Here is a 23,662-nt window from a genome sequence, read left to right on the forward strand (position 1 = left end):
GATCTCCGGTCCGGCGACCCGGTCGTGGCGGGGACGACCGCCGTCGTCCCCGCGCCGGACGGCGCCGGACCCCCGCCCGCCGGGCCGGCCGGCGCGGTCGCCCAGGACGACGGCCGCACCGCGCTGGTCGCCGTCGTCCCGCTCGGCCGGCTGACCGCCGGGCAGGCCGAGCTGCTGGCCGGCACCGCGGCCCGGGACCTGCAGCTGACCCCGTGGCGCAGCGTCGTCGTCCCGGACCTGCCGGACGCGTCCGCGGCGGAGGGGCTCTCGGCTGCCGGGCTCGTGCTCGACCCCGGCAGCGCCTGGCTCCGCGTCACCGCGTGCGCGGGCCTCCCCGGCTGCCGGAAGTCGCTGGCCGACGTGCGGGCCGACGCCACCGCCGCGGTGCGCGCCGGAACGCTCCCGGCCGACGGGGCGAGGCAGCACTGGGTCGGCTGCGAGCGCCGGTGCGGCCGGCCGTCCGGGGACGTCGTGGACGTGGTCGCGACGCCGAGCGGCTACCGGGTCGGCTGAGCGCTCACCTCCGCCAGAACAGGTGGTGGGTCACGCCGCTCGGGCTGGGGACGACGTCGCAGTGGAAGCGGTCGCGCAGCTCGTCGGGTGACTCCCACAGCCGGGTACCGGACCCGAGCTCCAGCGGTGCGACGGCCACGTGCAGCGTGTCGACGAGGTCGGCGTCGAGGAACTGGCGGATCACCGTCGCCCCACCACCGAGCCGGACGTCCTTCCGCCCGGCCGCCTCCCGTGCCCGGTCCAGCACCGTGGCCGGGTCGCCGCCGACGAAGTGGAAGGTGGTGTCCGACAGCGTGAACGACGGCCGCTCGTGGTGGGTCATGACGAACACCGGGGTGTGGAACGGCGGCTCGTCGCCCCACCAGCCCTGCCACTGGTGGTCCTCCCACGGGCCGCGCTGGGGGCCGAACTTGTTGCGGCCCATGATCTCGGCGCCGATGCCGTGGCCGAAGTCCCGCGTGAAGCAGTCGTCGAGGCCGCGGCTGCCCCCGGGGGCCGTGCGGTTGGGGAAGCTCGCGGTGGCGACGGCCCAGGACATCAGGGCCATCGGGTCGGCGTGGCCGAACGGCCGTTCCAGGCTCTGGCCCTCGCCGGCGCCGAAGCCGTCTCTCGACACGGTGAAGTTCTGGACTCTGAGCAGCTGTTCCACGGGCTGGCCTCCGGTGGCGGGTGGTCGACGAGGGGTGGACCGCCGCGGGCAGCCGAAGTCATCGGCGGTGCGGGACGTAGCCTCCTCGCCGATGTCCGAGCAGAGGTACGAGTACGAGAAGGACGGCGCCGAGATCTACCGGCAGTCGTTCGCGACCATCCGCGCCGAGGCCGACCTCGGCGGCATGCCCGAGGACGTCGCCCGGGTGGCGGTGCGCATGATCCACGCCTGCGGGCAGGTGGACCTGGTCGAGGACGTGGCGTACTCCCCCGCCGTGGTCCGGCGCGCCCGGGCGGCCCTCGACGCCGGTGCGCCCGTGCTCTGCGACGTGCAGATGGTGGCCTCCGGGGTCACCCGGCGCCGGCTGCCGAAGGACAACGACGTCGTCTGCACGCTGAACGACCCGCGCACCCCCGCGCTCGCCGTGGAGCTCGGCACCACCCGCACCGCGGCCGCGCTGGAGCTGTGGCGGGACCGGCTCGAGGGCGCCGTGGTGGCCATCGGCAACGCCCCCACCGCGCTGTTCCACCTGCTGGAGATGGTGGCCGCGGGCGGGCCCCGGCCGGCGGCCGTCCTGGGCATCCCGGTCGGCTTCATCGGGGCCGCCGAGTCCAAGGACGCCCTCGCCGCCTCCGACCTGGACTTCCTCGTGGTCCGCGGTCGCCGGGGCGGCAGCGCCATCACCGCGGCCGCGGTCAACGCGATCGCGAGCGACGTCGAATGAGGGGCCGGAATGGCTGTTCCGGCCCTGGGGAGGGGCGCCTGACCGGGCGGCTGTACGGGGTGGGGCTGGGCCCCGGCGACCCGGAGCTGGTGTCGGTGAAGGCCGCCCGGCTGATCGGCGCGGCCGACGTCGTGGCCTTCCACGCCGCCCGGCACGGCCGGTCGGTCGCCCGCGGTATCGCCGCGCCCTACCTGCGCGAGGGGCAGGTCGAGGAGCTGCTGGTCTACCCCGTCACCACCGAGACCACCGACCACCCGGGTGGCTACCAGGGCGCGATCGACGAGTTCTACGAGGCCGCCGCGGCGCGCCTGGCCGCCCACCTCGACGCGGGGCGCGACGTCGTCGTGCTCGCCGAGGGCGACCCGTTCTTCTACGGCTCGTACATGCACATGCACAAGCGCCTCGCGCACCGGTACCCGACCGAGGTCGTGCCGGGCGTGACCAGCGTCGCCGGTGCCGCCGCGGCGGTCGGCCGGCCGCTCGTGGAGCGGGACGAGGTGCTCACCGTGCTGCCCGGCACCCTGCCGGCCGAGGAGCTGGCCGAGTGGCTGGCGACCACCGACTCGGCCGCGGTGATGAAGCTCGGCCGCACGTTCCCGCAGGTCCGCGAGGCTTTCGACCGCGCCGGCGTCCTGGACCGGGCGCTCTACGTCGAGCGGGCGACCTCCGAGGGGCAGCGCACGCTGCCACTGGCCGACGTCGACCCGGCGAGCGTCCCGTACTTCTCCCTCGCCCTCCTGCCCAGCCCGCTGACCGGCGAGCTGCCGGTGGCGGAACGGGCCGCCGAGGACGGAGCGCCCGCCGGCGAGGTGGTCGTCGTGGGCCTCGGCCCCGGCGCGCGCTACTGGACGACGCCCGAGGCGGCCGACGCGCTGGCCACCGCCGAGGTGCTCATCGGCTACGGCCCGTACCTGGACCGCGTGCCGGCCAACCCGCGCCAGGAGCGGTTCCCGACCGACAACCGGGTGGAGGCCGAGCGGGCCGCCCACGCGCTGGAGCTGGCCCGGTCCGGACGGCGGGTCGCGGTGGTGTCCAGCGGTGACCCCGGCGTCTTCGCCATGGCCGCCGCGGTGCTCGAGGTCGCCGGCCGGCCGGAGTTCGAGGGCGTCCCGGTGCGGGTCGTCCCGGGGCTGACCGCTGCGCAGGCGGTGGCCTCACGGGCCGGCGCCCCGCTGGGGCACGACTTCTGCGTGCTCTCGCTCTCCGACGTCCTCAAGCCGTGGGAGGTCGTGCTCGACCGCCTCCGGCACGCCGCGGCAGCGGACCTGGTGATCGCCCTCTACAACCCCCGGTCCAAGCACCGCCCGCACCAGCTGGGCGAAGCTCGGGCGGCGCTCCTGGAGGTCCGGTCGCCGGACACCGTGGTCGTGGTCGGCCGCGACGTCGGCGGCCCGGAGGAGCGGCTCACCGTGAGCACCCTCGGCGAGCTCGACCCGGAGACCGTCGACATGCGCTGCCTGCTGATCATCGGCTCGTCGCGCACCCGGACCACCCCGTCCGGTGCCGTCCTCACACCGCGGACCTACCCCTAGGGCAGGCGCTCACCGCCCCGGGTACGGGGCGGCCCTGAGCGCCCGGGCGAGGTGGGCGGCGTTCTCGGCCATGGTCGCGGTCGTGGAGGCCACCGCCTCGGGCGTCTCGTCCAGCTCCAGGTAGTCGGTGCCGCCCATGGCCTGGTCGTTCCAGTAGGTCGAGCCCTGGGCCGGGATGGTGAAGCCGATGTCGCCCAGCCCCTGGAACGCGTCGGCGATGATCTTGTGCGCGCCGTCCTCGTTGCCGACGACGGCGACGACGGCGACCTTCCCGGTCACGAGCGGGCGCCCGCTGTCGTCGGTCTCGCTGAGCTCGCCGTCGAGCCGCTCGAGCACCCGCTGGGCCACGCTGCTCATGTGCCCGACCCAGGTCGGGGTCGCGAGGACCAGGATGTCGGCGGCCATCATCCGCTCGCGGATCGCCGGCCACGCGTCGCCCTCGCCCATGTCCACCTCGACGCCCGGCTTGACGTCGTGGTCGACCACGCGGACGACGTCGCCGGTGACGCCGTGCTTCCCCAGCTCGTCGAGGACCTGGCGGGCCATCAGGTCGCTGCTGGAGGGCGCGGGGGTGGGCTTGAGGCTGCACACGAGGGCAAGGGCGCGCAGGGGCGCGGACTCGGTCATGCCGGGCACCTGCCCATCCGACCTGGGCGTTCACACATGTCCGGCGACCCAGGCCAGCGCCTCCTCGACCGTCGCCGCGGTCGCCACCCCCGGAGGGAGCGGCGGGCGGCGGACGAGCACGACCGGGATCTCGAGCTGCCGGGCAGCGGTCAGCTTGGCCTCGGTCAGGTGGCCGCCGGAGTCCTTGGTGACGACGACCTCGACGGCGTGCTCCCGCATGAGCGCCAGCTCCGCCCCCACGGTGAACGGGCCGCGGGCCAAGACGACGGTGGTGCGCGCGGGCAGCGGCGGCTCCGGCGGGTCGACGGAGCGGACCAGGCAGCGGCCGGGGAGGTCGGCGAAGGCGCGCAGCCCCTGGCGCCCCGTCGTGAGGAACACCGACCCGAACCCGGCGACGGCGTCGGCGGCCTCCCGCAGCGACCCCACCCAGCGCCAGTCGTCGCCCGGCTGAGGGGTCCAGCCGGGGCGCTGCAGGCGAAGCAGCGGCGTGCCGGTCGCCTCCGCCGCACGGGCCGCCGAGGCGGTCATGACCGCCGCGAACGGGTGCGTCGCGTCGACCACCGCCCGCACCGGGTGGGCCCGCAGCCAGTCCCCGAGCCCCTCGGCCCCGCCGAAGCCACCGACGCGCACCTCCCCCGCCGGCAGCACCGGGTCGGCCACCCGCCCGGCGAGCGAGGTGAGCACGTCGACCCCGTCGTCGACCAGCGCGGCGGCCAGCCGGCGGGCCTCGCCGGTGCCGCCCAGGACCAGCACCCGGCTAGTCACGCGCACCGCCCAGGCATGCTGGTCGCGTGAGCAGGGACGGCGCCACGGGGCTGCGGTACGGGTGGACGACGGGCGCCTGCGCCACCGCCGCCACCACGGCCGCCTACACCGCGCTGCTCACCGGCGAGTTCCCCGACCCGGTGACCATCGACCTCCCGAACGACAAGCACCCCTCGTTCGCCCTGGCCACGGAGGCGCTGGTGGAGGGTGCCGCGACCGTCGGCGTGGTCAAGGACGCCGGGGACGACCCGGACGTCACGCACGGGGCGCTCGTCTCGGCCCGGGTGACGCACGGCGGGCCCGGCACCGGGGTCGTCTTCCGCGCCGGCGAGGGCGTCGGCACCGTCACCAAGCCGGGCCTCCCGCTGCCCGTCGGCGAGCCGGCGATCAACCCGATGCCCCGGCAGTTCATGCGCGAGCACGTGGCGGCGGTCGCCGCCCGGCACGGCGGCACCGGCGACGTCGTCGTCGAGATCTCCGTCGAGCACGGCGAGGAGCTGGCGCGGAGGACCTGGAACCCGCGGCTGGGCATCCTCGGCGGGCTGTCGATCCTGGGCACCACCGGCGTCGTCGTCCCGTACTCCTGCTCGTCGTGGATCGACTCGATCCGCCGCGGCATCGACGTGGCGCGGGCGGCGGGTCACCAGCACGTGGCCGGCTGCACCGGCTCGACCAGCGAGCGGGTGGTCACCGGGCTGTACGGGCTGCCCGAGGACGCGCTGCTGGACATGGGGGACTTCGCCGGCGCGGTGCTCAAGTACCTCCGCCGGCACCCGGTCCCGCGCCTGACCGTCGCCGGCGGCATCGGCAAGCTGGCGAAGCTGGCCGACGGGCACCTGGACCTGCACTCGGGCCGCTCCCAGGTGTCGACGGAGTCGCTGGCCGCCATGGTCCGTGACGCCGGCGGCCCGCCGGAGCTGGTCGAGGGCGTCCGGGCGGCGAACACCGCGCTCGACGCGCTGCAGCAGTGCCAGGCGGCCGGGCTGCCGCTCGGCGACCTGGTCGCCGCCGGCGCGCGGGAGACCGCGCTCGGCGTCCTCCGCGGCGCGCCGGTGGAGGTCGACGTCGTGGTCATCGACCGCGGCGGCACCGTCGTCGGTCGGGCCTAGCTGCGGCATCTCGTCGTCGAGTACAGGTGGCTGTCGGGGAACTCGCCGGCGGTCAGCACCGCACCGACGACCACCACAGCGGTCCGCCGCACCCCGGCGGCCTCGACCTGCCCCGCGATGTCGGCGAGCGTGCCCCGCAGGACCAGCTCGTCGTCCCGGCTCGCCCGCGCCACGACGGCGACCGGGCAGTCGGCGCCGTAGTGCGGCACCAGCTCGGGCACCAGCTCGGCGATCCGCTGCACGGCCAGGTGCAGCACCATCGTCGCCCGCGAGGCCCCGAGCGTGGCGAGGTCCTCGCCCTCGGGCATGGGCGTCGAGCGGGCCGACGTGCGCGTGAGGATGACCGTCTGGCCCACCCCGGGCACCGTCAGCTCGCGCTTGAGCGAGGCCGCCGCGGCGGCGAACGCCGGCACCCCCGGGACGACGTCGTAGGGCACGCCGAGCGCGTCGAGCCGGCGCATCTGCTCGGCCATCGCGCTGTAGACCGACGGGTCGCCGGAGTGCAGCCGGGCCACGTCGTGCCCGGCCTCGTGGGCGGCCAGCAGCTCCGCGGTGATCTGGTCGAGGTCGAGGTCGGCGGTGTCGACCAGCCGGGCGCCGGGCGGGGCGGTGTCCAGCAGCTCGCGCGGCACCAGGGCGCCGGCGTACAGGCAGACCGGGGCGGTGGCGATCAGGCGGCCGGCCCGGACGGTGACCAGGTCCGCCGCACCCGGGCCGGCCCCGATGAAGTGCACGGTCATGGCGCTACCGAACCACGGAGAAGATCGTGACCGGCATCGCCGCCTTCCATCCGGTGTAGGCGCCCACCGGCTGCGCGCGCTGGACGGCGACCCGGACCAGCTCGCCCCCGACCCGCGCGAACCAGCCGGCCAGCACCGCCTCGCTCTCCACGGTGACGGCGTTGGCCACGAGCCGGCCACCGGGAGGCAGCGCCGCCCAGCAGGTCTCGAGCAGCTCGGGGGTCGTGGCCCCGCCGCCGACGAAGACGGCGTCGGGGGCCGGCAGCCCGGCCAGCACCTCGGGCGCCCGGCCCTCGACGACCTGCAGGCCCGGCACGCCGAGCCGCGCCGCGTTGCGCGCGATGCGCGCGGCCCGGTCGGGGTGCGACTCGACCGCGACCGCCCGGCAGGAGGGGTGCGCGCGCATCCACTCGATGCCGACCGACCCCGCGCCCGCGCCGACGTCCCACAGCAGCCGCCCGGGCAGCGGCGCGAGCTGGGCGAGGGTGACGGCGCGGACCTCGCGCTTGGTCAGCTGGCCGTCGTCCTCGAAGGCGGCGTCGGGCAGCCCCGGGACCGTCGGCAGCGGCACCGTGCCGGCGTCGGCGACGGCCTCGACGGCGGTCACGACCAGCGGGTCGACGACGCCGTGCGGCCAGCCCGCGGCCGACCCGGTGAGCGCGTGCTCGCCGGGCCCGCCGAGCTGGGCGAGGGCGGTGACCCGGCTCGCGCCGTAGCCGAGCCGGGCGCACAGCGCGGCGACCTCGGCCGGGGTGCCGCCGTCGGAGCCGAGCACGAGCAGCCGCCGCCCGGGCGTCACGTGCGGTGCCACCAGCTCGAGGGCGCGACCGACGACGGTCACGACGGCGGTCTCCTCGACCGCCCACCCCAGCCGGGCGCAGGCCAGGCTGACCGAGGAGGGGTGCGGGAGCACGCGCACCGCGTCGGCGCCGTGCAGCCGCACCAGGGAGGTGCCGACACCAGAGAGCATCGGGTCCCCGCTGGCCAGCACCACCACCCGCCGGCCGGGGTGCGCGTCGAGCAGCCCCGCCAAGGCCGGCGCCATCGGCGAGGGCCAGGGCACGCGCTCGGCCACCACCCCGGCCGGGACGAGCGCCAGCTGCCGGGCGCTGCCGCGCAGCACCTCGGCGGCCCCGACCGCCCGCCGGGCCGCCGGCGCGAGGCCGTCCCAGCCGTCGGCGCCGATGCCCACGACGGTCACCGGCGCGGGCCCGTCCCGCTCGTCAGCACGCACGACGGGCGATCCTAGGCACCGGCCCGTCGGAGGCGGTTGACACGATGGGGCCGATGGACACCCCGATCGCGGCCGGCCTGGCGCTGGGCGCCGCCGCCGACCTGCTGCTCGCCGACCCCCGGCGCGCCCATCCGGTGGCCGGGTTCGGCACGGTCGCCGGCGCCGTCGAGCGGGCGGTCTGGCGCGACTCCCGGGCGGTCGGCAGCGGCTACGCCGTCGGGCTCGTCGCGGCGGCCACCGGGCTCGGCGTCCTGGCCGACCGGGGAACGCGGCGCCACCCGGTCGCCCGGTCGCTCGCCACCGCCGCGGCCACCTGGGCGGTGCTCGGCGGCACCTCCCTGGGCCGGGCGGCCGGTCGCATGCGAGCCGCGCTGGAGGCCGGCGACCTCGCGGCTGGCCGGGCTGCCCTGCCGGCGCTGGCCGGCCGCGACCCGAGCGTGCTGGAGGCCGACGGGCTGGCCCGGGCGACCGTCGAGTCGGTCGCGGAGAACACCTCCGACGCGGCGGTCGCCCCGCTGTTCTGGGGCGCGGTCGCCGGGCTGCCGGGGCTGCTGGGCTACCGGGCGGTGAACACCCTCGACGCGATGGTCGGGTACCGCTCCGCGCGGTACGAGCGGTTCGGCTGGGCCGCCGCCCGCCTCGACGACGTCGCCAACTGGGTGCCGGCCCGGCTCACCGCGGCGCTGACCGTGCTCTGCGCGCCGCTCACCGGCGGCTCGGCCGGCGGGGCGCTGCGCACCTGGCTCCGCGACGGTGCGGCCCACCCCAGCCCCAACTCCGGCCGGTGCGAGGCCGCGGCGGCCGGCGCGCTCGGCGTGACGCTGGGCGGGCGCAACGTGTACGGGTCGCGGGTGGAGGTCCGGCCGGCGCTGGGCGACGGCCGCGCGCCCGGGCCGGCCGACATCGGCCCGGCCGTCCGGCTCTCGCGGGCGGTGTGGGTCAGCGCCGCCCTGCTCGCCGCGACCGCGCGGCTGCTGCGGGCGCGCTCGTGAGCGGGGCGCTGCTGGTCGCCGGCACCACGTCGGACGCCGGCAAGTCGGTGGTCACCGCGGGCATCTGCCGGTGGCTGGTGCGCCAGGGCGTCTCGGTCGCGCCGTTCAAGGCGCAGAACATGAGCAACAACTCGATGGTCACCCTGGACGGGGCCGAGATCGGCCGCGCCCAGGTGATGCAGGCCGCGGCGGCCCGGGTGGAGCCGGAGGCGGCGATGAACCCGGTGCTGCTCAAGCCCGGCGGCGGCAACTCCAGCCAGGTCGTGGTGCTCGGCCGGGCGGTCGCCGACGTCACCGCGCTGTCCTACCGGCCGATGAAGGCGGCGCTGCTGGAGCAGGTCCTGGCCAGCCTGGCCGACCTGCGCTCCCGCTTCGACGTCGTGGTCTGCGAGGGCGCGGGCTCCCCCACCGAGATCAACCTGCGCGCCGACGACATCGCCAACATGGGGCTGGCGACCGCCGCGCAGCTGCCCGTCCTGGTCGTCGGCGACATCGACCGCGGCGGGCTGTTCCCTGCGCTCTACGGCACGGTCGCCCTGATGCCGCCGGCCGACCAGCGGCTGGTCGCCGGGTTCCTGGTCAACAAGTTCCGCGGCGACGCCCGCCTGCTCGAGCCCGGCCTGGTCGAGCTGGAGCGGCTCACCGGCCGCCCGACCCTGGGCGTGCTGCCCTGGCTCGGCGGCCTGGAGCTCGACGTCGAGGACTCGCTCGGCATCCCGGTGGGCGGCGCCCTGGCCGCGCCGCCGCACGGCGAGGACGTGCTGCGGGTCGCGGTCGCCCGGCTGCCCCGGCTCTCCAACTTCACCGACCTCGACGCCCTGGCCGCCGAGCCGGGCGTGCTCGTCCGGTACGTGACCCGCCCCGAGGAGCTCGCCGACGCCGACCTGGTGGTGCTGCCCGGCACCCGGTCGACCGTCGCGGACCTGGCCTGGCTGCGGTCGACCGGCCTGGCCGACGCGGTCGCCCGGCACGCCGCCGCGGGCGGTCCCGTCCTCGGCATCTGCGGCGGGCACCAGATGCTGGCGCGCTCCATCACCGACGACGTGGAGTCCCGCGCCGGCACCGTCGAGGGGCTCGGGCTGCTGCCCACCGAGGTGCGCTTCGCCCCGGAGAAGACGCTGGGCCGCCCCTCCGGCTCGGCGCTCGGCCACCCGGTCCACGGGTACGAGATCCACCACGGCGTGGTCACCGTCGACTGGGACTCCGGCACCCCGGCCGCCGAGCCGTTCCTCGACGGCGCCCGCGCCGGGTCGGTGTCCGGCACCACGTGGCACGGGGCGCTGGAGAACGACGGCTTCCGCCGCGCCTTCCTCGCCGAGGTCGCGCGGACCACCGGCCGCCGGTTCGTGCCCGCCCCGGACACCGACTTCGCCGCCGTCCGCGAGGCCCGGCTGGACCGGCTCGGGGACCTCGTCACCGAGCACGCCGACACCGCGGCGCTGTGGCGGCTGGTCGAGACCGGTCCCCCGCCCGGCCTGCCGCTGCTCCCGCCGGGCTCGGCCGCCGGCTGACCCCGGGGCTGTCGGCCGGGGCGCCGGTTGTGGTTCCATGACGCCACCACACGCGACGGCAGTGGAGGAAGCCCGGTGAGATTCCGGCGCGGTCCCGCCACTGTGAGCCGGTTCTCCGGTTAGTCAGGAACTCCCGCCGTCGCGCTCCTGCCACCTCCGGGCGTGGACACCCGGGGAGAGGACGCGTGTTCCTGTGCGCCGTGTTCGCGCATGACCTACCCCTTCAGCGCCGTCGTCGGCATGGACGACATGCGGCTGGCCCTGCTGCTCAACGCCGTCTCCCCCGCCGTCGGCGGGGTCCTGGTGCGCGGTGAGAAGGGCACGGCGAAGTCGACGACGGTCCGCGCCCTGGCCGCCGTGCTGCCGCCGGTCGCCGTCGTGCCCGGCTGCCGCTTCGCCTGCGACCCCGCGGCCCCGGACCCCGGGTGCCCGGACGGCCCGCACGAGCCCGCGGCGGCCCGTCCCGCCCACCCGGCCCGCCCGGCGCGGCTGGTCGAGCTGCCGGTCGGCGCGTCCGAGGACCGAGTCGTCGGCTCCCTGGACCTGGAGCGCGCGCTCACCGAGGGCGTGAAGGCGTTCGAGCCCGGCCTGCTGGCCGCCGCCCACCGGGGCGTGCTCTACGTCGACGAGGTCAACCTGCTGCACGACCACCTGGTCGACCTGCTGCTGGACGCCGCCGCGATGGGCACCGCCTACGTCGAGCGCGAGGGCGTGTCCGTCCGGCACGCCGCCCGGTTCCTGCTGGTCGGGACGATGAACCCCGAGGAGGGCGAGCTCCGGCCGCAGCTGCTCGACCGGTTCGGCCTGACCGTCGAGGTGGCCGCGCCCCGCGACCCGGCCGAGCGCGCCGAGGTGGTGCGCCGCCGGTTCGCCTCCGACGCCGACCCGGCCGGCTTCGCCGCCGCGTGGTCGGGCGAGGAGACCGCGCTCGCCGAGCGCATCGCCGCCGCGCGTGCCCGACTGCCGCACGTCGTCCTCTCCGACGCCGCCCTGCAGCAGGTGACCGCGGTCTGCGCCGCCTTCGACGTCGACGGCCTGCGCGCCGACCTGGTCACCGCCCGCGCCGCCATCGCGCACGCCGCCTGGTGCGGCCGCGACGAGGTGACCGAGGACGACGTCCGCGTGGCCGCCCGCCTCGCCCTGCCCCACCGCCGCCGCCGCAACCCCTTCGACGCCCCCGGCCTCGACGAGGACACCCTCGACCAGGCGCTGTCCGACAGCCGCCCCGACGACGGCGGCCCCGACGACGACGGCCCCCAGAACGACGGCCCCCAGAGCGACGGCCCCGAGGACGGGGGCAGCCCGCCTCCCCCGCCGCCGTCCGGACCTCCCGAGGGCCAAGATGGCCATTCCGGCCCTGAGGGCGGGCCCGCCACCGCGCCGCGCGGTGAGGGCGGTGGCTCGACGTCGGCCGCCCCGGCTCCCGAGCGGGCCGCCGTCGCGCCGTCGGACCCGTTCCGCGCACGGCGGCTCGAGGTCCCCGGCATCGGCGCGGGCGCGTCCGGCCGCCGGTCGCGAGCCCGCTCGGAGCGCGGCCGGGTCGTCGGCTCCACCCGCCCGGCGGGCACCGTCACGAAGCTGCACCTGGCCGACACGGTGCTGGCCGCCGCTCCGCACCAGAAGGCACGCGGCCGCACCGGCCCGGGCCTGCGGATCGCCCGCGAGGACCTGCGCCAGGCCACCCTCGAGGGGCGCGAGGGCAACCTCGTCCTCTTCGTCGTGGACGCCAGCGGCTCGATGGGCTCGCGGGCGCGGATGGGCGCGGTCAAGGGTGCGGTCCTGTCGCTGCTGCTCGACGCCTACCAGCGCCGCGACAAGGTCGGCATGGTCACCTTCCGCGGGTCCGGGGCCGAGGTCGCGCTCCCGCCCACCTGGTCGGTGGAGGCAGCCGCCGCACGGCTGACCGAGCTCCCCACCGGCGGGCGGACGCCGCTGGCCGCGGGGCTGCTCGCGGCGCACGACGTCCTCCGGGTGGAGCGGATCCGCGACCCGCAGCGCCGCCCGCTGCTCGTCGTCGTCACCGACGGGCGGGCCACCGGGGCGCGCGGCGGGGCCTCGCTCGCCGAGGCCCACGCCGCGGCGGCGCTCGTCGCGGCGTCCGGAGCCGCGAGCGTGGTCGTCGACTGCGAGTCCGGGCCGGTCCGGCTCGGCCTCGCGGCCACACTGGGTGCCCACCTCGGGGCGCAGACGCTCCGGCTGGAGCAGCTGGCCGCCGACGCGCTCGCCGCCACCGTCCGCACCGCCCGGGCCGCCTGATGCCCCGGGGCCAGGTCGCGGTCGAGCCGCAGGACGGGCTCACCACGAGGCAGCGCCGCAACCGGCCGCTGCTCGTGGTGCACACCGGCGAGATGAAGGGGAAGTCCACCGCCGCCTTCGGCATGGCGATGCGCGCGTGGAACCAGGGCTGGTCGGTCGCGGTCTACCAGTTCGTCAAGAGCGCCAAGTGGAAGGTCGGCGAGGAGAACGCGCTGACCGCGCTCGGCCGGCTGCACGAGCAGACCGGCGAGGGCGGCCCGGTGGTCTGGCACAAGATGGGCAGCGGCTGGAGCTGGTCGCGGCGGCAGGGCACCGAGACCGACCACGCCGCCGACGCCGCCGAGGGCTGGGCGCAGATCAAGCGGGACCTCGCCGCCGAGGCCCACCGGTTCTACGTGCTGGACGAGTTCACCTACCCGATGAAGTGGGGCTGGGTCGACGTCGACGACGTCGTCGAGACGCTGACCACCCGGCCGGGCAGCCAGCACGTGGTCATCACCGGGCGCGACGCCCACCCCGCGCTCGTCGAGGCAGCGGACCTGGTCGTCGAGATGACGAAGGTCAAGCACCCGATGGACGCGGGCCAGAAGGGCCAGCGAGGGATCGAGTGGTGACCTCCGTGCCCCGGGTCGTCGTGGCCGCGCCGAGCAGCAACGCGGGCAAGACGTCGGTGGCCACCGGGCTGATCGCCGCGCTCACCGCCCGCGGCCTCACCGTCTCGCCGCACAAGGTGGGCCCGGACTACATCGACCCCGGCTACCACGGTCTGGCGGCCGGCCGGCCGGGCCGCAACCTCGACCCCTGGCTGGTCGGCGAGGAGCGGGTCGCGCCCCTGTTCCTGCGCGGGGCCCTGCACCCGCGCCCGGCCGACGTCGCGGTCGTCGAGGGCGTCATGGGGCTGTTCGACGGCGCCGTGCACCCGTCCGTCGAGCCCGGCTTCGCGTCCACCGCGCACGTCGCCGGGCTGCTGCGGGCGCCGGTCGTCCTCGTGGTGGACGGCTCCTCCCAGGCCCGGTCCGTGGCGGCGCTCGTGCACGGCTTCGCGACCTTCGACCCGGGCGTCCGGCTCGGCGGCGTCGTCCTCAACCGGGTGGGCAGCGACCGGCACGAGGCGATCCTCCGCGAGGCGCTGGCCGCCGCCGGGGTCCCGGTGCTCGGCGCCGTGCGGCGCATGGAGCTGCTGCACACCCCCTCCCGGCACCTGGGCCTGATCCCGGCGGCCGAGCGCTCGGAGGCCGCGCTGGCCACGGTCCGCCGGCTGGGCGAGGTGGTGGCCTCCTCCGTCGACCTCGACGCCGTGCTGGCGCTGGCGCGGTCCGCTCCCCCGCTGCCCGCCCGCCCCTGGGACCCGGCTGCGGAGGTGGCCCCCGCACCGGGCCGGCCCCGCATCGCGGTCGCCGGCGGGCCGGCCTTCACCTTCGGCTACACGGAGAACACCGAGCTGCTCGAGGCCGCCGGCGCGGAGGTCGTCACCCTCGACCCGCTGCGCGACGAGGCCCTGCCGGCCGGCACATCCGGTCTCGTCGTCGGCGGCGGCTTCCCCGAGGTGCACGCGGCGGAGCTCTCGGCCAACGAGCGGCTCCGTGCCGACGTCGCCGCGCTCGCCGAGCGCGGCGCCCCGGTGGCCGCCGAGTGCGCGGGGCTGCTCTACCTCGCCCGCGAGCTCGACGGGATCCCCATGTGCGGGGTCCTGGACGTGGCGACGGCGATGTCGCCGCGGCTCACCCTCGGCTACCGGTCGGCCGTCGCCGTCGGCGACTCGGTGCTCGCGCCGGCCGGCACCCGGGTGCGCGGCCACGAGTTCCACCGCACGCACGCCGACCCGCCGGCCGGGGCCCTCGGCGCGTGGCGGTGGTCGGCGGACCACCCCGAGGGGTTCGTGGCCGGCAGCGTCCACGCCTCCTACCTCCACCTCCACTGGGCCGGCAGCCCCCAGCTCGCCCAGCGCTTCGTCACCACCTGCGCCCGTCGATCGGAGAGCGTCCGTGCACATCGCTGAAGGTTTCCTGCCCGCGGGGCACGCGGTCGGCTGGACCGTCGCGGCCGCGCCGTTCGTCGTCCACGGCGCCCGCGCGGTGGTCAAGGAGGTCCGGGAGAACCCGGAGACGACGCTGCTGCTCGGCGCGGCCGGCGCGTTCACGTTCGTGCTGAGCGCCATCAAGCTGCCCTCGGTCACGGGCAGCTCCAGCCACCCGACCGGCACCGGCCCGGGCGCGATCCTGTTCCGGCCACCGGTCATGGCGCTGCTGGGCACCGTCGTCCTGCTCTTCCAGGCGCTGCTCCTCGCCCACGGCGGGCTGACCACGCTCGGGGCGAACGCCTTCGCCTTCGCCGTGGTCGGCCCGTGGGCCGGCTACGGCGCCTACCGGCTCGCCCGGGCGGCGGGCGCGGGCCTGCTCCCGGCCGTCTTCGCCGGTGTCGCGCTGGCCGACCTCGCCACCTACGTCACCACGTCGCTTCAGCTCGCGCTGGCCTTCCCCGACGCGGGGAGCGGCCTGGCCGGCGCCCTGGCCAAGTTCCTCGGCGTCTTCGCCGTCACGCAGGTCCCCCTGGCCATCGGCGAGGGGCTGCTGGGCGTCCTGCTGTTCCGGGTGCTGACCGTCAACGCCCGGCCGGAGCTCGAGCGGCTCGGCATCCTCCGGCCCGCTCCCGTCGTCCCCGCCGGAGGTGCCGCATGAGCCGCCGCAGACTCGTCGACGCGCTGCTCGTCCTCGCCGTCGTCGCCCTCTTCGCCGTGCCGCTGCTGCTCGACGGCGGCACCTCCGAGTACGGCGGCACCGACGCCGCGGTCACCGAGGAGCTCGAGGCCGACGGCCACACCCCGTGGTTCGACTCGCTGTTCAGCCCGGCCGGCGAGGTCGAGTCGGGCCTGTTCGCGCTGCAGGCGGCGCTGGGCGGCGGCGTGCTCGGCTACGTGCTCGGCCGGCTGCGCGGCCGCCGGTCCGCGACCCCGGTGAGCGCCCCGGGAGCCGGCGAGCGGTGACCGGTCTGGCCGTCGACGACGCGGCGTGGGGCAGCGCCTGGCGCTGCCGCGCGCCCGGCGACAAGCTGCTGCTCTGCGGCGGGCTGGTCGTCGTCGCCCTCGTGCTGCCGGCCTGGCCGGGCAGCGTGCTGGTGGGCGCCGTCGCGGTCGGGCTCGCCCTCGGCCCCGCCCGGGTGCCCGCCCGCACCTTCGCCCGCGCCGTGCGCTGGCCGCTGGCGTTCGTCGCCGTCGGCGCGGTCACCGCGGTGGTGGAGGTCGGCAGCGGGGGGCCGGGCTGGGCGCCGGACGCCGCGGCCCGCGCCGGCTCCCTCGTCGGCCACGCGCTGGCCGGGAGCGCCGCGGTGCTGCTGCTGGCGACGACGACACCGGTGTCGGACCTGCTGCCCGCGCTGCGGCGCGCGGGGGTGCCGGCTGCCGTCGTCGAGGTGGCCTCGGTGGTCTACCGGCTGCTGTTCGTGCTGCTGGACAGCCTGCGCACCATCCGCGAGGCGCAGGCCGCACGCATGGGCTACTCCTCGCTGCGCCGCTCCTACCGCTCCTCCGGCGCGCTGGCCGGCGCCGTCCTGCTCCGATCGTGGGAGCGGGCCCGCAGGATGCAGGAGGGGCTCGCCGGCCGCGGGCTGGAGACGGGCCTGCGGGTGCTGCCCGAGACGCTTCCGTCGTCCGCCACCTTCCTCGTCGCGACGACGGCGGGGCTCGCCGGGATCGTCGGGACCTCGCTGGTGCTCGCATGAGCCACCGCACCCTGGCCGCCGAGGGACTGGTCGTCGGCTACGGGCCGGGCAGCCGCGTGCTCGACGGCGCCTCGCTGACCGTGCCCGCCGGGCGGCGGCTCGCCCTGCTCGGTGCGAACGGCTCGGGCAAGACCACGCTGCTGCGCTGCCTGTCCGGGGCGCTGCGCCCGGCGGCGGGCCGCGTCACCGTCGACGGCGGCGCGGTGGCGTACTCCCGGAGCGGGCTGCGCGCGCACCGCCAGACCGTCCAGCTGGTGCTGCAGGACCCCGACGACCAGCTGTTCAGCGCCTCCGTCGCGCAGGACGTCTCGTTCGGCCCGCTCAACCTGGGGCTGGACGAGGGGACCGTGCGCGCCCGGGTGGCCGAGGCGCTGCACCTGCTCGCCCTCGACCCCCTGTCGGCGCGGCCGGTCCACCAGCTGTCCTACGGCGAGCGGAAGCGCGTGGCGATCGCCGGGGCGGTGGCCATGCGCCCGTGCGTGCTGCTGCTCGACGAGCCCACCGCCGGCCTCGACCCCTCGGCCGTGTCGGAGACGCTGGCCGCGCTCGCCCGGCTCCAGGAGCACGACTCCACCGTGGTCATGAGCACCCACGACGTCGACCTCGCGCTGCGGTGGGCCGACGAGGTCGCGGTCGTGGTGGACCGGACCGTCGTCCAGGGGTGCCCCGCGGAGGTCCTCGCCGACACGCAGCTCCTCGGGCGGGCGCGGCTGGACCAGCCGTGGACGCTGACCGTCGGGGCGCGGCTGCGCGAGCTCGGCCTGCTGCCGCCCGGTGCCCTCCCCCGCACCGCCGGCGACCTGCTGGCCGCCCTCCCCGCGGCACCGGTGGGGCGCCCGTGATCACCGTGGGCGTGGGCGCGTCGACGGGGGTGAGCGCCGCCGAGGTGCTGGCCGCCGTGGACGCGGTGCTGCCACCCGCCGCCTCCGCCGTGCGGCTGGCCACCCTCGACACCCGCGCGCACGAGCCCGGGCTGCGGGAGGCGGCGGCCCGGCGGGGGTGGCCGCTGGTCGGCCACCCGGCCGCCGTGCTGGCCCGCGTCCGGGTGCCGTCCCCGTCGCCGCGGGTGGCGGCGGCCGTCGGCACCGCGTCGGTGGCCGAGGCCGCGGCCCTGCTGGAGGGCGGCGCCCTCGCGGTGCCCAAGACCGTGCACGGCCGCGTCACGGTCGCGGTGGGGACGAGCGGATGACCGACCTCCACCACCACGGTGACGCCGAGCTGGCACCCGGCCTGGTCGACCTGGCGGTCAACGTGCGCCTCCCCGCGCCGCCGGAGTGGCTGCGCGCCGTCCTGCACGCGTCGATCGACGCCGCAGCCGCGTACCCGGACCTCGGCCCCGCCCGGACGGCGGTCGCCGCCGCGCACGGGCGTCCCGACGACGAGGTCCTGCTCACCGCCGGCGCCGCCGAGGCGTTCGTCCTCGTCGCGCGGGCGGTGCGGCCTCGCCTGGCCGCGGTCCTCCACCCGTCCTTCACCGAGCCGGAGGCGGCGCTGCGGGCGGCCGGCCACCCGGTCACCCGGGTGGTCCTCGACGCCGGCGACGGCTGGCGGCTCGACCCGGCAGCTGTGCCGGAGGACGCCGACCTCGTCGTCCTGGGCAACCCGACGAACCCGACGTCAGTGCTCCACCCGGCGGCCGACGTCGCCGCCCTCGCCCGCCCGGGGCGCGTGCTGCTGGTCGACGAGGCCTTCGCCGACACCGTCCCCGGGGAGCCGGAGTCGCTCGCCGCCCGCCGGGACCTGCCCGGGCTGGTGGTCGTGCGCAGCCTGACCAAGACCTGGGGGCTGGCCGGCCTGCGGGTCGGCTACGCCCTCGGCCCGGCGCCCCTGGTCGCCCGGCTGGCGGAGCAGCAACCGCACTGGCCGGTGTCCACGCCCGCGCTCGCGGCACTGGCCGCCTGCAGCACCCCGGCCGCCCGCGCCGAGGCCGAGGCCGCTGCGCTCGACCTCGAGGGCCGGCGTGCCGCCCTCCTGGCGGCGCTGCCGCCGTCGGTGACCGTCGAGGGCTCCCCGCGCTCGTCCTTCGTCCTGCTCCGCGTGCCCGACGGCGAACGGGTCCGGGCGGAGCTCCGGCGGAGGGGCTGGGCGGTGCGCCGGGGAGACACGTTCCCCGGCCTGACCACCGACCACCTGCGGGTGGCCGTGCGCGAGCCGGCGGTCTCCCGAGCGTTCGCCGCAGCCCTCACCGACGTACTCGCACCCGCTCCCGACCCCGAGGAGATGCCGTGAGCACCCCTTCGCCGCTCCGGCCACCGGCCCCCCTCCACCCGGTCGGCCTGCGCCTGCAGGGCCGGCAGGTCGTCGTCGTGGGAGGCGGACCGCCCGCCTACCGGGCGGCGGCCGGGCTGCTCGACGCCGGTGCGGTGGTCACCGTCGTCGGCCCCACCGTCGTCCCGGCCCTCGAGGCGCTGGCCGGCTCGGGCGCCCTGACGTGGCACCGCCGTCCCTACTCGTCCGGGGACCTCCAGGACGCCTGGTACGCCGTGGCGGCCACCGGGGAGCCCGGGCTCGACGAGCGCGTCGCGCACGACGCCGAGCGCTGCCGTGTCTTCTGCACCACCGCCGGCGACCCCGGCACCTCCACGGCGCTGCCCGACCACCCGGCCCCGCACGAGCACCCGGCTCCGCAGCGGGGCGGTCCCGGCCGGGTCGTCCTGGTCGGGGGCGGCCCGGGCGACCCGGGGCTGATCACCGTCCGCGGCCAGCAGGCACTGGCGGTGGCCGACGTGGTCGTCGTCGACCATCTGGCGCCCCGGACGCTCGTGGCCGGGCTCCGCCCCGACGTCGAGCTGGTGGACGCCTCGAAGCTGCCCCGGGGGCGCGCCATGCCCCAGGAGGAGATCAACGCGCTGCTGGTGTCGCACGCGCGCGCGGGCAAGCACGTCGTGCGGCTCAAGGGCGGGGACCCGTTCGTGTTCGGCCGCGGCATGGAGGAGGTGCTCGCCTGCGCGGCCGCCGACGTCCCGGTCGAGGTGGTGCCCGGCGTCACCAGCGCCGTCGGCGTGCCCGGCACCGCCGGCATCCCGGTGACCCACCGCGGGCTCACCCACGAGTTCGTCGTCGTCTCCGGGCACGTGCCGCCGGGGCACCCGCAGTCGCTGGTCGACTGGTCGGCCATCGGCCGGCTGCGGGGCACCGTCGTGGTCCTCATGGGCGTGGACACCGCACCGGCCATCGCGGCCTCGCTCGTCGAGCACGGCCGCAAGCCGGGCACACCGGTCGCCGTCGTGACCGAGGGGACGACGTCGGGCCAGCGCACGTTCCGGACGACCCTCGACGAGCTCGCGGACACCATCCGGCGCGAGGACGTGCGGCCCCCGGCCGTGTGGGTCGTCGGTGACGTGGTCGACCTGGCGGCGGAGGCGCACCGGGGCGACGCCTGAGCGGCCGGGGCGCCGCGGACCAGCTCACCGCCGGGCGCGCGCGTCCTTTTCGTGCCCGGCGACCATCCGCGCCGCGACCTCCCGCAGCTTCTCGTTGCCGCGCTGGCTGGCGACCCTGAGCATGTCGAAGGCCGCCTCGGCGGTGCAGCGCCGCTGCGCCATCAGCAGGCCGACGGCCTGGCCGATCACCTGCCGGGTGACCATCCGGCCGCAGACAGTATGCCGCCGCCGTCGACGCCACCGGAGCACCCGTCGTGTCCTGCCCCACATCTGCCAGCCCGCGGTTCGACGGGGCGGAGCCGGGGCACCACCGGGGCAGCGCGGGCACGGGTGAGCAGCCACCCCGGCCCGCCCCATCTCCCCGAGGGTTCCCTCCGATGACGCCTGCCCCCACCCGGGCACCTGCCACCGCCGTCCCCCTGACCGACCGGACCCTGTCCGAGCTCCCGCCCGACGTTTCCCTGCCAGGCGACGCGAGCCGGCGTGCACGGCGTGGCGGCCCGACCCCCTCCCGTAGGCGCGGGACGGGCCTCGCCTACGGTTCCAGCATGACGCTGGTCTACCACTGGGGCGGGCCGCGCCACGGCCAGACCGACGAGCTCCCCGCCGAGGCGCTCGCCTCCACGGTCCTGGTCTACGACGGGCCGAAGTGGTTCGGGGTCTACGAGCAGTTCCGGCCGGTACGGACGCAGGACACCGCCAGCGGGCCCGCCGAGGTGTGGGTCGTCCGCGAGTGACCCGGCTCAGCCGGGCCGGCGGTCGCGGGGCACGACGCCGGTCTCGCTGACCTCCCGCGCCACCTCCACCAGCTTGCGGTTCAGCTCCTGCGACACCCGGGCGAGCACGCCGAAGGCCTGGTCGGCGGTCAGCTTGTGCCGCTCCATCAGGATGCCCTTGGCCTGACCGATGAGGTCGCGGCTGTCCACGGCCACCCGTAGGTGCCTCTCGTGCTCCGCGCCCGCCATGGCGACGGCGGCGTGCGCGGCCAGCATGCGCCCCAGGTGCTCGCTCTCTTCGTCGAACGCGTCCGGCGTGCGCGCGTAGAGGTTGAGGGCACCCATCCGGGTCCCCTCCACGAAGAGCTGGAAGCAGACCATGCTCCCCACGCCCATGGCCGCGGCCTCCCGCCCGAACAGCGGCCAGCGGCCGTCACCGGCCACGTCGTCGACCCGCACGACCTCCTGCTGCCACGTCGCGTCCAGGCAGGGCCCCTGCCGAACCCGCTCCTGCAGCGCGTCGACCTCCTCGGGCAGGGCGCTGGTCGACGCGCGGGGCTGGATCTTCTGGCGACCGATCACGTAGCTGATGCTGGCGTCCTCCGCCTGCGGCACCACCGCGACGGCCGCCGAGGTGATGGCCTGGAGGGTCCGCTCGATGTCGCCGTGCTCCTCCTGCAGCCGTCGGGCCGTCCGGCTCATCGCCTCGGCGAGGTCTTGCATCCCGCTCTGGGCCCGCTCGGAGGTCATGGCTGGCAACGTACCGCGCAGACCGCGGCGCGTGGCGTAGTCACCGATCCTCGGCTCGACAACGACGATGCAACCGTGGTTGCATCAGCGCGTGCCGACGACGTCCCCCGGGGAGTGGGTGCTGCTCTCCTACCGGCTCCCCCGCGAGCCCTCCGGGCCCCGCACCACCCTCTGGCGCCGGCTGAAGCGCCTCGGCGTCGCCCAGCTGGCCGACGGCCTGGTCGCGCTGCCGGCCGACGCCCGGACCCGGGAGCAGCTGGAGTGGCTGGCCGGTGACGTCACCGAGGCCGGTGGCACGGCCGGCATCTGGCTGGCCCGGCCGACGACCGCCGCCCAGGAGCGGGAGCTCGCCACGACCATGGCCACCGCCCGCGCCGAGGAGTACCGGGCGCTCGCCGAGCAGTGCCGCGCCGCGGCCGACGCCGACCCGGCCGAGCGGGCCCGCGCGCTGCGCCGGCTGCGCGGTGAGCTGCGGGCCATCGGCCGGCGTGACTTCTTCCCGCCGCCGGAGCGCGACGCGGCGGCCGCCGCGCTGCGGGACCTGGCCGCCGCGGACCGGACGGAGGCGGTGGCCCGATGAGGTGGGCGACCCGGGCCGGCATCCACATCGACCGGGCGGCCTGCGCCTGGCTGATCCGCCGCTTCCTCGACCCGGCCGCGGAGTTCGTCCTCGTCGCCGACCCCTCCGAGGTCCCCGACGACGCCACCCCCTTCGACATGCGCGGCGTCGACCTCGGCCACCACGGCGGTGACTGCTCCTTCGAGACGATCCTGCGCCGCTACCAGCTCACCGACCCGGTGCTCTGGCGGATCGCGGAGATCGTGCACGAGGCAGACCTCGACGACGAGCGCTTCGACGCCCCGGAGGCGCCGGGACTGGACGTGGTCCTGCGCGGGCTGTCGATGACCGGCGACGACGAGCGCACCCTCGCCGTCTCCGGCCCCGTCTTCGACGGGCTCTACGAGTTCCACCGCCGGCGGCTGCTGCTCGGCCGCGAGCCGGCCTGACCACCCGACGAGGACGTGATGACGAGCAACGCCGCCCCCTCCCACGAGCAGACCGGAGTGCCCTTCCGCACCGCCGTCCGCGCCTGGTTCCTGATCTCCCTGCAGACGTTCGGCGGCCCGGCCGGGCAGATCGCGGTCATGCAGCGCACGCTCGTCGACGAGAAGCGGTGGATCGGCCAGCGCCGGTTCCTGCACGCGATGAACTACTGCATGCTGCTGCCCGGGCCCGAGGCTCAGCAGCTGGCCACCTACGTCGGCTGGCTGCTGCACGGCACCCGGGGCGGCCTCGTCGCCGGCGGGCTGTTCGTCCTCCCCGGCGTCGTGGCGCTCCTGGCCCTCTCGGCGGTCTACGTCGCCTTCGGGACGACGACCGCCGTGCTGGCGCTGTTCGCCGGGCTGGCGCCGGCCGTGCTCGCGATCGTGGCGCAGGCCGTCGTCCGGGTGGCCAGGAAGGCGCTGGACCGCCCGGAGCTGGTCGCGCTGGCCGTCGGCGCCTTCCTCGCCCTGGCCCTGTTCGGCGTCCCCTTCCCGGTGGTCGTGGCGGTGGCCGGCCTGGCGGGCTGGGCGCTGGGCCGGTGGCGGCCCGCGGCACCGAGGACGAAGGCCGAGGACGCCGACGCCGGCCCCCCGCCGGTCATCTCCGACGACGTGCTGCACACCGAGGCGCCCACGACCCGGCGCACCCTGCGGGTGCTGCTCGTCGGGCTGCTCGTGTGGGGCGTGCCCATCGCGGTCGTCGCGGCGCTCACCGGCGCGCACAGCACCCTCACCGAGCAGGGCCTGTTCTTCTCCGGCACCGCCGTCGTCACCTTCGGCGGGGCGTACGCAGTGCTGGCCTACGTGGCCCAGCAGGCGGTCGCCACCTACGGCTGGCTGTCACCGGGCGAGATGGTGCGCGGCCTGGCCCTGGCCGAGACGACGCCCGGCCCGCTGATCATGGTGGTGCAGTTCGTCGCGTTCCTCGGCGCCTACCGCGCGCCGGGCGACCTCGACCCGTGGGTGGCGGCGGTCCTGGCCTCGCTGCTCGTCACCTGGGTGACCTTCGTGCCCAGCTTCCTCTTCGTGCTGCTCGGCGCCCCCTACATGGAGCGGCTGCGCGGCAACCGGTCGCTGTCGTCGGCGCTGACCGGCATCACGGCCGCCGTCGTCGGCGTCATCGCCAACCTGGGCGTGTACTTCGCGGTGCACACGCTGTTCGCCGGCTCGCGCGCCGTCGACGCCGGGCCGCTGCACCTGGAGGTGCCCGACCTCGCCTCGCTGCGGCCGCTCGCGCTGGTCATCGCCCTGGTCGCCGCGGTGCTGCTGTTCCGGCTGAAGTGGTCGGTGCTGCGCACCCTCGGCGTCTGCGCGGCGCTCGGCCTCGCCGCCGGGCTCGCCGGGCTGCCGGTCACCTGAGCACGCGGCGGGGGCCGGCCGGGGCCCCCGCCGCGCACGGC

Annotated in this window: 26 protein-coding genes, 1 pseudogene and 1 riboswitch; of the genes and pseudogenes, 20 read left to right on the forward strand and 7 right to left on the reverse strand. The window is 77.0% G+C overall.

Going from position 1 to position 23,662, the window contains the following annotated elements:
• Nucleotides 1-513: pseudogene (locus tag E4P43_RS04720) on the forward strand (precorrin-3B synthase); the annotation flags it as partial.
• A 4-nt stretch (nt 514-517) separates the two neighbouring features.
• Here E4P43_RS04720 and E4P43_RS04725 read toward each other — a convergent pair.
• Nucleotides 518-1,162: a dihydrofolate reductase family protein gene (locus E4P43_RS04725; protein ID WP_135144268.1), complete on the reverse strand. Its 645-nt coding sequence runs from the start codon at nt 1,160-1,162 to the stop codon at nt 518-520.
• 91 nt (nt 1,163-1,253) lie between these two features.
• Between E4P43_RS04725 and E4P43_RS04730 the strand changes: the two genes are divergently transcribed.
• Nucleotides 1,254-1,886: a precorrin-8X methylmutase gene (locus E4P43_RS04730; protein ID WP_135144269.1), complete on the forward strand. Its 633-nt coding sequence runs from the start codon at nt 1,254-1,256 to the stop codon at nt 1,884-1,886.
• A complete protein-coding gene (locus tag E4P43_RS04735) occupies nt 1,883-3,418 on the forward strand; it encodes a precorrin-2 C(20)-methyltransferase (protein WP_280790928.1) in 1,536 nt (511 codons plus the stop codon). The genes E4P43_RS04730 and E4P43_RS04735 overlap by 4 nt, the downstream gene beginning before the upstream one ends.
• A gap of 9 nt (nt 3,419-3,427) precedes the next feature.
• Here the strand turns inward: E4P43_RS04735 and E4P43_RS04740 are convergent, their stop codons facing one another.
• Complete coding sequence (locus E4P43_RS04740; protein WP_135144270.1) at nt 3,428-4,045, reverse strand: NAD(P)H-dependent oxidoreductase; 618 nt, start codon at nt 4,043-4,045, stop codon at nt 3,428-3,430.
• Between the two features lie 30 nt (nt 4,046-4,075).
• Nucleotides 4,076-4,816 (reverse strand): cobalt-precorrin-6A reductase, encoded by a 741-nt coding sequence (locus tag E4P43_RS04745; RefSeq protein ID WP_245158934.1) that lies wholly within the window; start codon nt 4,814-4,816, stop codon nt 4,076-4,078.
• A gap of 20 nt (nt 4,817-4,836) precedes the next feature.
• Here E4P43_RS04745 and E4P43_RS04750 point away from each other — a divergent pair, with 20 nt between their 5' ends.
• Nucleotides 4,837-5,919: a cobalt-precorrin-5B (C(1))-methyltransferase gene (locus E4P43_RS04750; protein ID WP_135144271.1), complete on the forward strand. Its 1,083-nt coding sequence runs from the start codon at nt 4,837-4,839 to the stop codon at nt 5,917-5,919.
• On the opposite strand, the gene cobM is transcribed toward E4P43_RS04750, so the two are convergent.
• Nucleotides 5,916-6,659 carry a precorrin-4 C(11)-methyltransferase gene (cobM, locus tag E4P43_RS04755; protein WP_135144272.1) on the reverse strand — a complete coding sequence of 248 codons (744 nt, stop codon included), beginning with the start codon at nt 6,657-6,659 and terminating at the stop codon, nt 5,916-5,918. The genes E4P43_RS04750 and cobM overlap by 4 nt on opposite strands.
• Nucleotides 6,660-6,663: 4 nt before the next feature.
• Nucleotides 6,664-7,893, reverse strand: coding sequence for a precorrin-6y C5,15-methyltransferase (decarboxylating) subunit CbiE (gene cbiE, locus E4P43_RS04760; protein WP_135144273.1), 1,230 nt, complete (start codon nt 7,891-7,893; stop codon nt 6,664-6,666).
• Between the two features lie 53 nt (nt 7,894-7,946).
• Here cbiE and E4P43_RS04765 point away from each other — a divergent pair, with 53 nt between their 5' ends.
• The 12 genes from E4P43_RS04765 (at nt 7,947) to cobA (ending at nt 19,752) form a co-directional block, all read left to right on the forward strand.
• Nucleotides 7,947-8,885 (forward strand): cobalamin biosynthesis protein, encoded by a 939-nt coding sequence (locus E4P43_RS04765; RefSeq protein ID WP_135144274.1) that lies wholly within the window; start codon nt 7,947-7,949, stop codon nt 8,883-8,885.
• On the forward strand, nt 8,882-10,396 hold the full coding sequence (locus tag E4P43_RS04770; RefSeq protein WP_135144275.1) for a cobyric acid synthase: 1,515 nt from the start codon (nt 8,882-8,884) through the stop codon (nt 10,394-10,396). The genes E4P43_RS04765 and E4P43_RS04770 overlap by 4 nt, the downstream gene beginning before the upstream one ends.
• A gap of 24 nt (nt 10,397-10,420) precedes the next feature.
• Nucleotides 10,421-10,552, forward strand: a riboswitch (cobalamin riboswitch).
• Nucleotides 10,553-10,606: 54 nt separating this feature from the next.
• Nucleotides 10,607-12,652: a putative cobaltochelatase gene (locus E4P43_RS04775; protein ID WP_135144276.1), complete on the forward strand. Its 2,046-nt coding sequence runs from the start codon at nt 10,607-10,609 to the stop codon at nt 12,650-12,652.
• Nucleotides 12,652-13,266: a cob(I)yrinic acid a,c-diamide adenosyltransferase gene (gene cobO / locus E4P43_RS04780; RefSeq protein ID WP_135144277.1), complete on the forward strand. Its 615-nt coding sequence runs from the start codon at nt 12,652-12,654 to the stop codon at nt 13,264-13,266. The genes E4P43_RS04775 and cobO overlap by 1 nt, the downstream gene beginning before the upstream one ends.
• The gene (locus tag E4P43_RS04785; RefSeq protein WP_135144278.1) at nt 13,263-14,651 is read left to right on the forward strand and encodes a cobyrinate a,c-diamide synthase; all 1,389 of its coding nucleotides are present in this window, start codon (nt 13,263-13,265) and stop codon (nt 14,649-14,651) included. Before cobO ends, E4P43_RS04785 begins: the two co-directional genes overlap by 4 nt.
• A complete protein-coding gene (locus tag E4P43_RS04790) occupies nt 14,638-15,330 on the forward strand; it encodes an energy-coupling factor ABC transporter permease (protein ID WP_135144279.1) in 693 nt (230 codons plus the stop codon). The genes E4P43_RS04785 and E4P43_RS04790 overlap by 14 nt, the downstream gene beginning before the upstream one ends.
• Nucleotides 15,327-15,635, forward strand: coding sequence for an energy-coupling factor ABC transporter substrate-binding protein (locus E4P43_RS04795; RefSeq protein WP_135144280.1), 309 nt, complete (start codon nt 15,327-15,329; stop codon nt 15,633-15,635). The genes E4P43_RS04790 and E4P43_RS04795 overlap by 4 nt, the downstream gene beginning before the upstream one ends.
• Nucleotides 15,632-16,369, forward strand: a complete 738-nt coding sequence (gene cbiQ / locus E4P43_RS04800; protein WP_135144281.1) for a cobalt ECF transporter T component CbiQ — start codon at nt 15,632-15,634, stop codon at nt 16,367-16,369. The genes E4P43_RS04795 and cbiQ overlap by 4 nt, the downstream gene beginning before the upstream one ends.
• Nucleotides 16,366-17,211, forward strand: coding sequence for an ATP-binding cassette domain-containing protein (locus E4P43_RS04805; RefSeq protein WP_135144282.1), 846 nt, complete (start codon nt 16,366-16,368; stop codon nt 17,209-17,211). Before cbiQ ends, E4P43_RS04805 begins: the two co-directional genes overlap by 4 nt.
• Nucleotides 17,208-17,558, forward strand: coding sequence for a cobalamin biosynthesis protein (locus E4P43_RS04810; protein ID WP_135144283.1), 351 nt, complete (start codon nt 17,208-17,210; stop codon nt 17,556-17,558). The genes E4P43_RS04805 and E4P43_RS04810 overlap by 4 nt, the downstream gene beginning before the upstream one ends.
• Nucleotides 17,555-18,598, forward strand: a complete 1,044-nt coding sequence (gene cobC / locus E4P43_RS04815) for an Rv2231c family pyridoxal phosphate-dependent protein CobC (protein ID WP_135144284.1) — start codon at nt 17,555-17,557, stop codon at nt 18,596-18,598. The genes E4P43_RS04810 and cobC overlap by 4 nt, the downstream gene beginning before the upstream one ends.
• Nucleotides 18,595-19,752 (forward strand): uroporphyrinogen-III C-methyltransferase, encoded by a 1,158-nt coding sequence (gene cobA / locus E4P43_RS04820; RefSeq protein ID WP_135144285.1) that lies wholly within the window; start codon nt 18,595-18,597, stop codon nt 19,750-19,752. Before cobC ends, cobA begins: the two co-directional genes overlap by 4 nt.
• Before the next feature lie 24 nt (nt 19,753-19,776).
• On the opposite strand, the gene E4P43_RS20415 is transcribed toward cobA, so the two are convergent.
• The gene (locus tag E4P43_RS20415; RefSeq protein WP_245158935.1) at nt 19,777-19,956 is read right to left on the reverse strand and encodes an ANTAR domain-containing protein; all 180 of its coding nucleotides are present in this window, start codon (nt 19,954-19,956) and stop codon (nt 19,777-19,779) included.
• Between the two features lie 344 nt (nt 19,957-20,300).
• Here E4P43_RS20415 and E4P43_RS04830 point away from each other — a divergent pair, with 344 nt between their 5' ends.
• A complete protein-coding gene (locus tag E4P43_RS04830; protein WP_135144287.1) occupies nt 20,301-20,489 on the forward strand; it encodes a hypothetical protein in 189 nt (62 codons plus the stop codon).
• 6 nt (nt 20,490-20,495) lie between these two features.
• On the opposite strand, the gene E4P43_RS04835 is transcribed toward E4P43_RS04830, so the two are convergent.
• Nucleotides 20,496-21,218 carry a GAF and ANTAR domain-containing protein gene (locus E4P43_RS04835; protein ID WP_135144288.1) on the reverse strand — a complete coding sequence of 241 codons (723 nt, stop codon included), beginning with the start codon at nt 21,216-21,218 and terminating at the stop codon, nt 20,496-20,498.
• A gap of 91 nt (nt 21,219-21,309) precedes the next feature.
• Between E4P43_RS04835 and E4P43_RS04840 the strand changes: the two genes are divergently transcribed.
• Genes E4P43_RS04840 through chrA form a run of 3 tightly spaced genes read left to right on the forward strand, consistent with a single transcriptional unit; the run spans nt 21,310 to nt 23,621 of the window.
• Nucleotides 21,310-21,798, forward strand: coding sequence for a Chromate resistance protein ChrB (locus E4P43_RS04840; RefSeq protein ID WP_135144289.1), 489 nt, complete (start codon nt 21,310-21,312; stop codon nt 21,796-21,798).
• Nucleotides 21,795-22,226, forward strand: a complete 432-nt coding sequence (locus E4P43_RS04845; RefSeq protein WP_135144290.1) for a chromate resistance protein ChrB domain-containing protein — start codon at nt 21,795-21,797, stop codon at nt 22,224-22,226. The genes E4P43_RS04840 and E4P43_RS04845 overlap by 4 nt, the downstream gene beginning before the upstream one ends.
• 18 nt (nt 22,227-22,244) lie before the next feature.
• Nucleotides 22,245-23,621, forward strand: coding sequence for a chromate efflux transporter (chrA, locus tag E4P43_RS04850; protein ID WP_135144291.1), 1,377 nt, complete (start codon nt 22,245-22,247; stop codon nt 23,619-23,621).
• The last annotated feature ends 41 nt before the right edge of the window (nt 23,622-23,662 follow it).

It is taken from the genome of Blastococcus sp. TF02A-35, from assembly GCF_004571075.1.
In the GTDB taxonomy this organism is placed as follows: Bacteria; Actinomycetota; Actinomycetes; order Mycobacteriales; family Geodermatophilaceae; genus Blastococcus.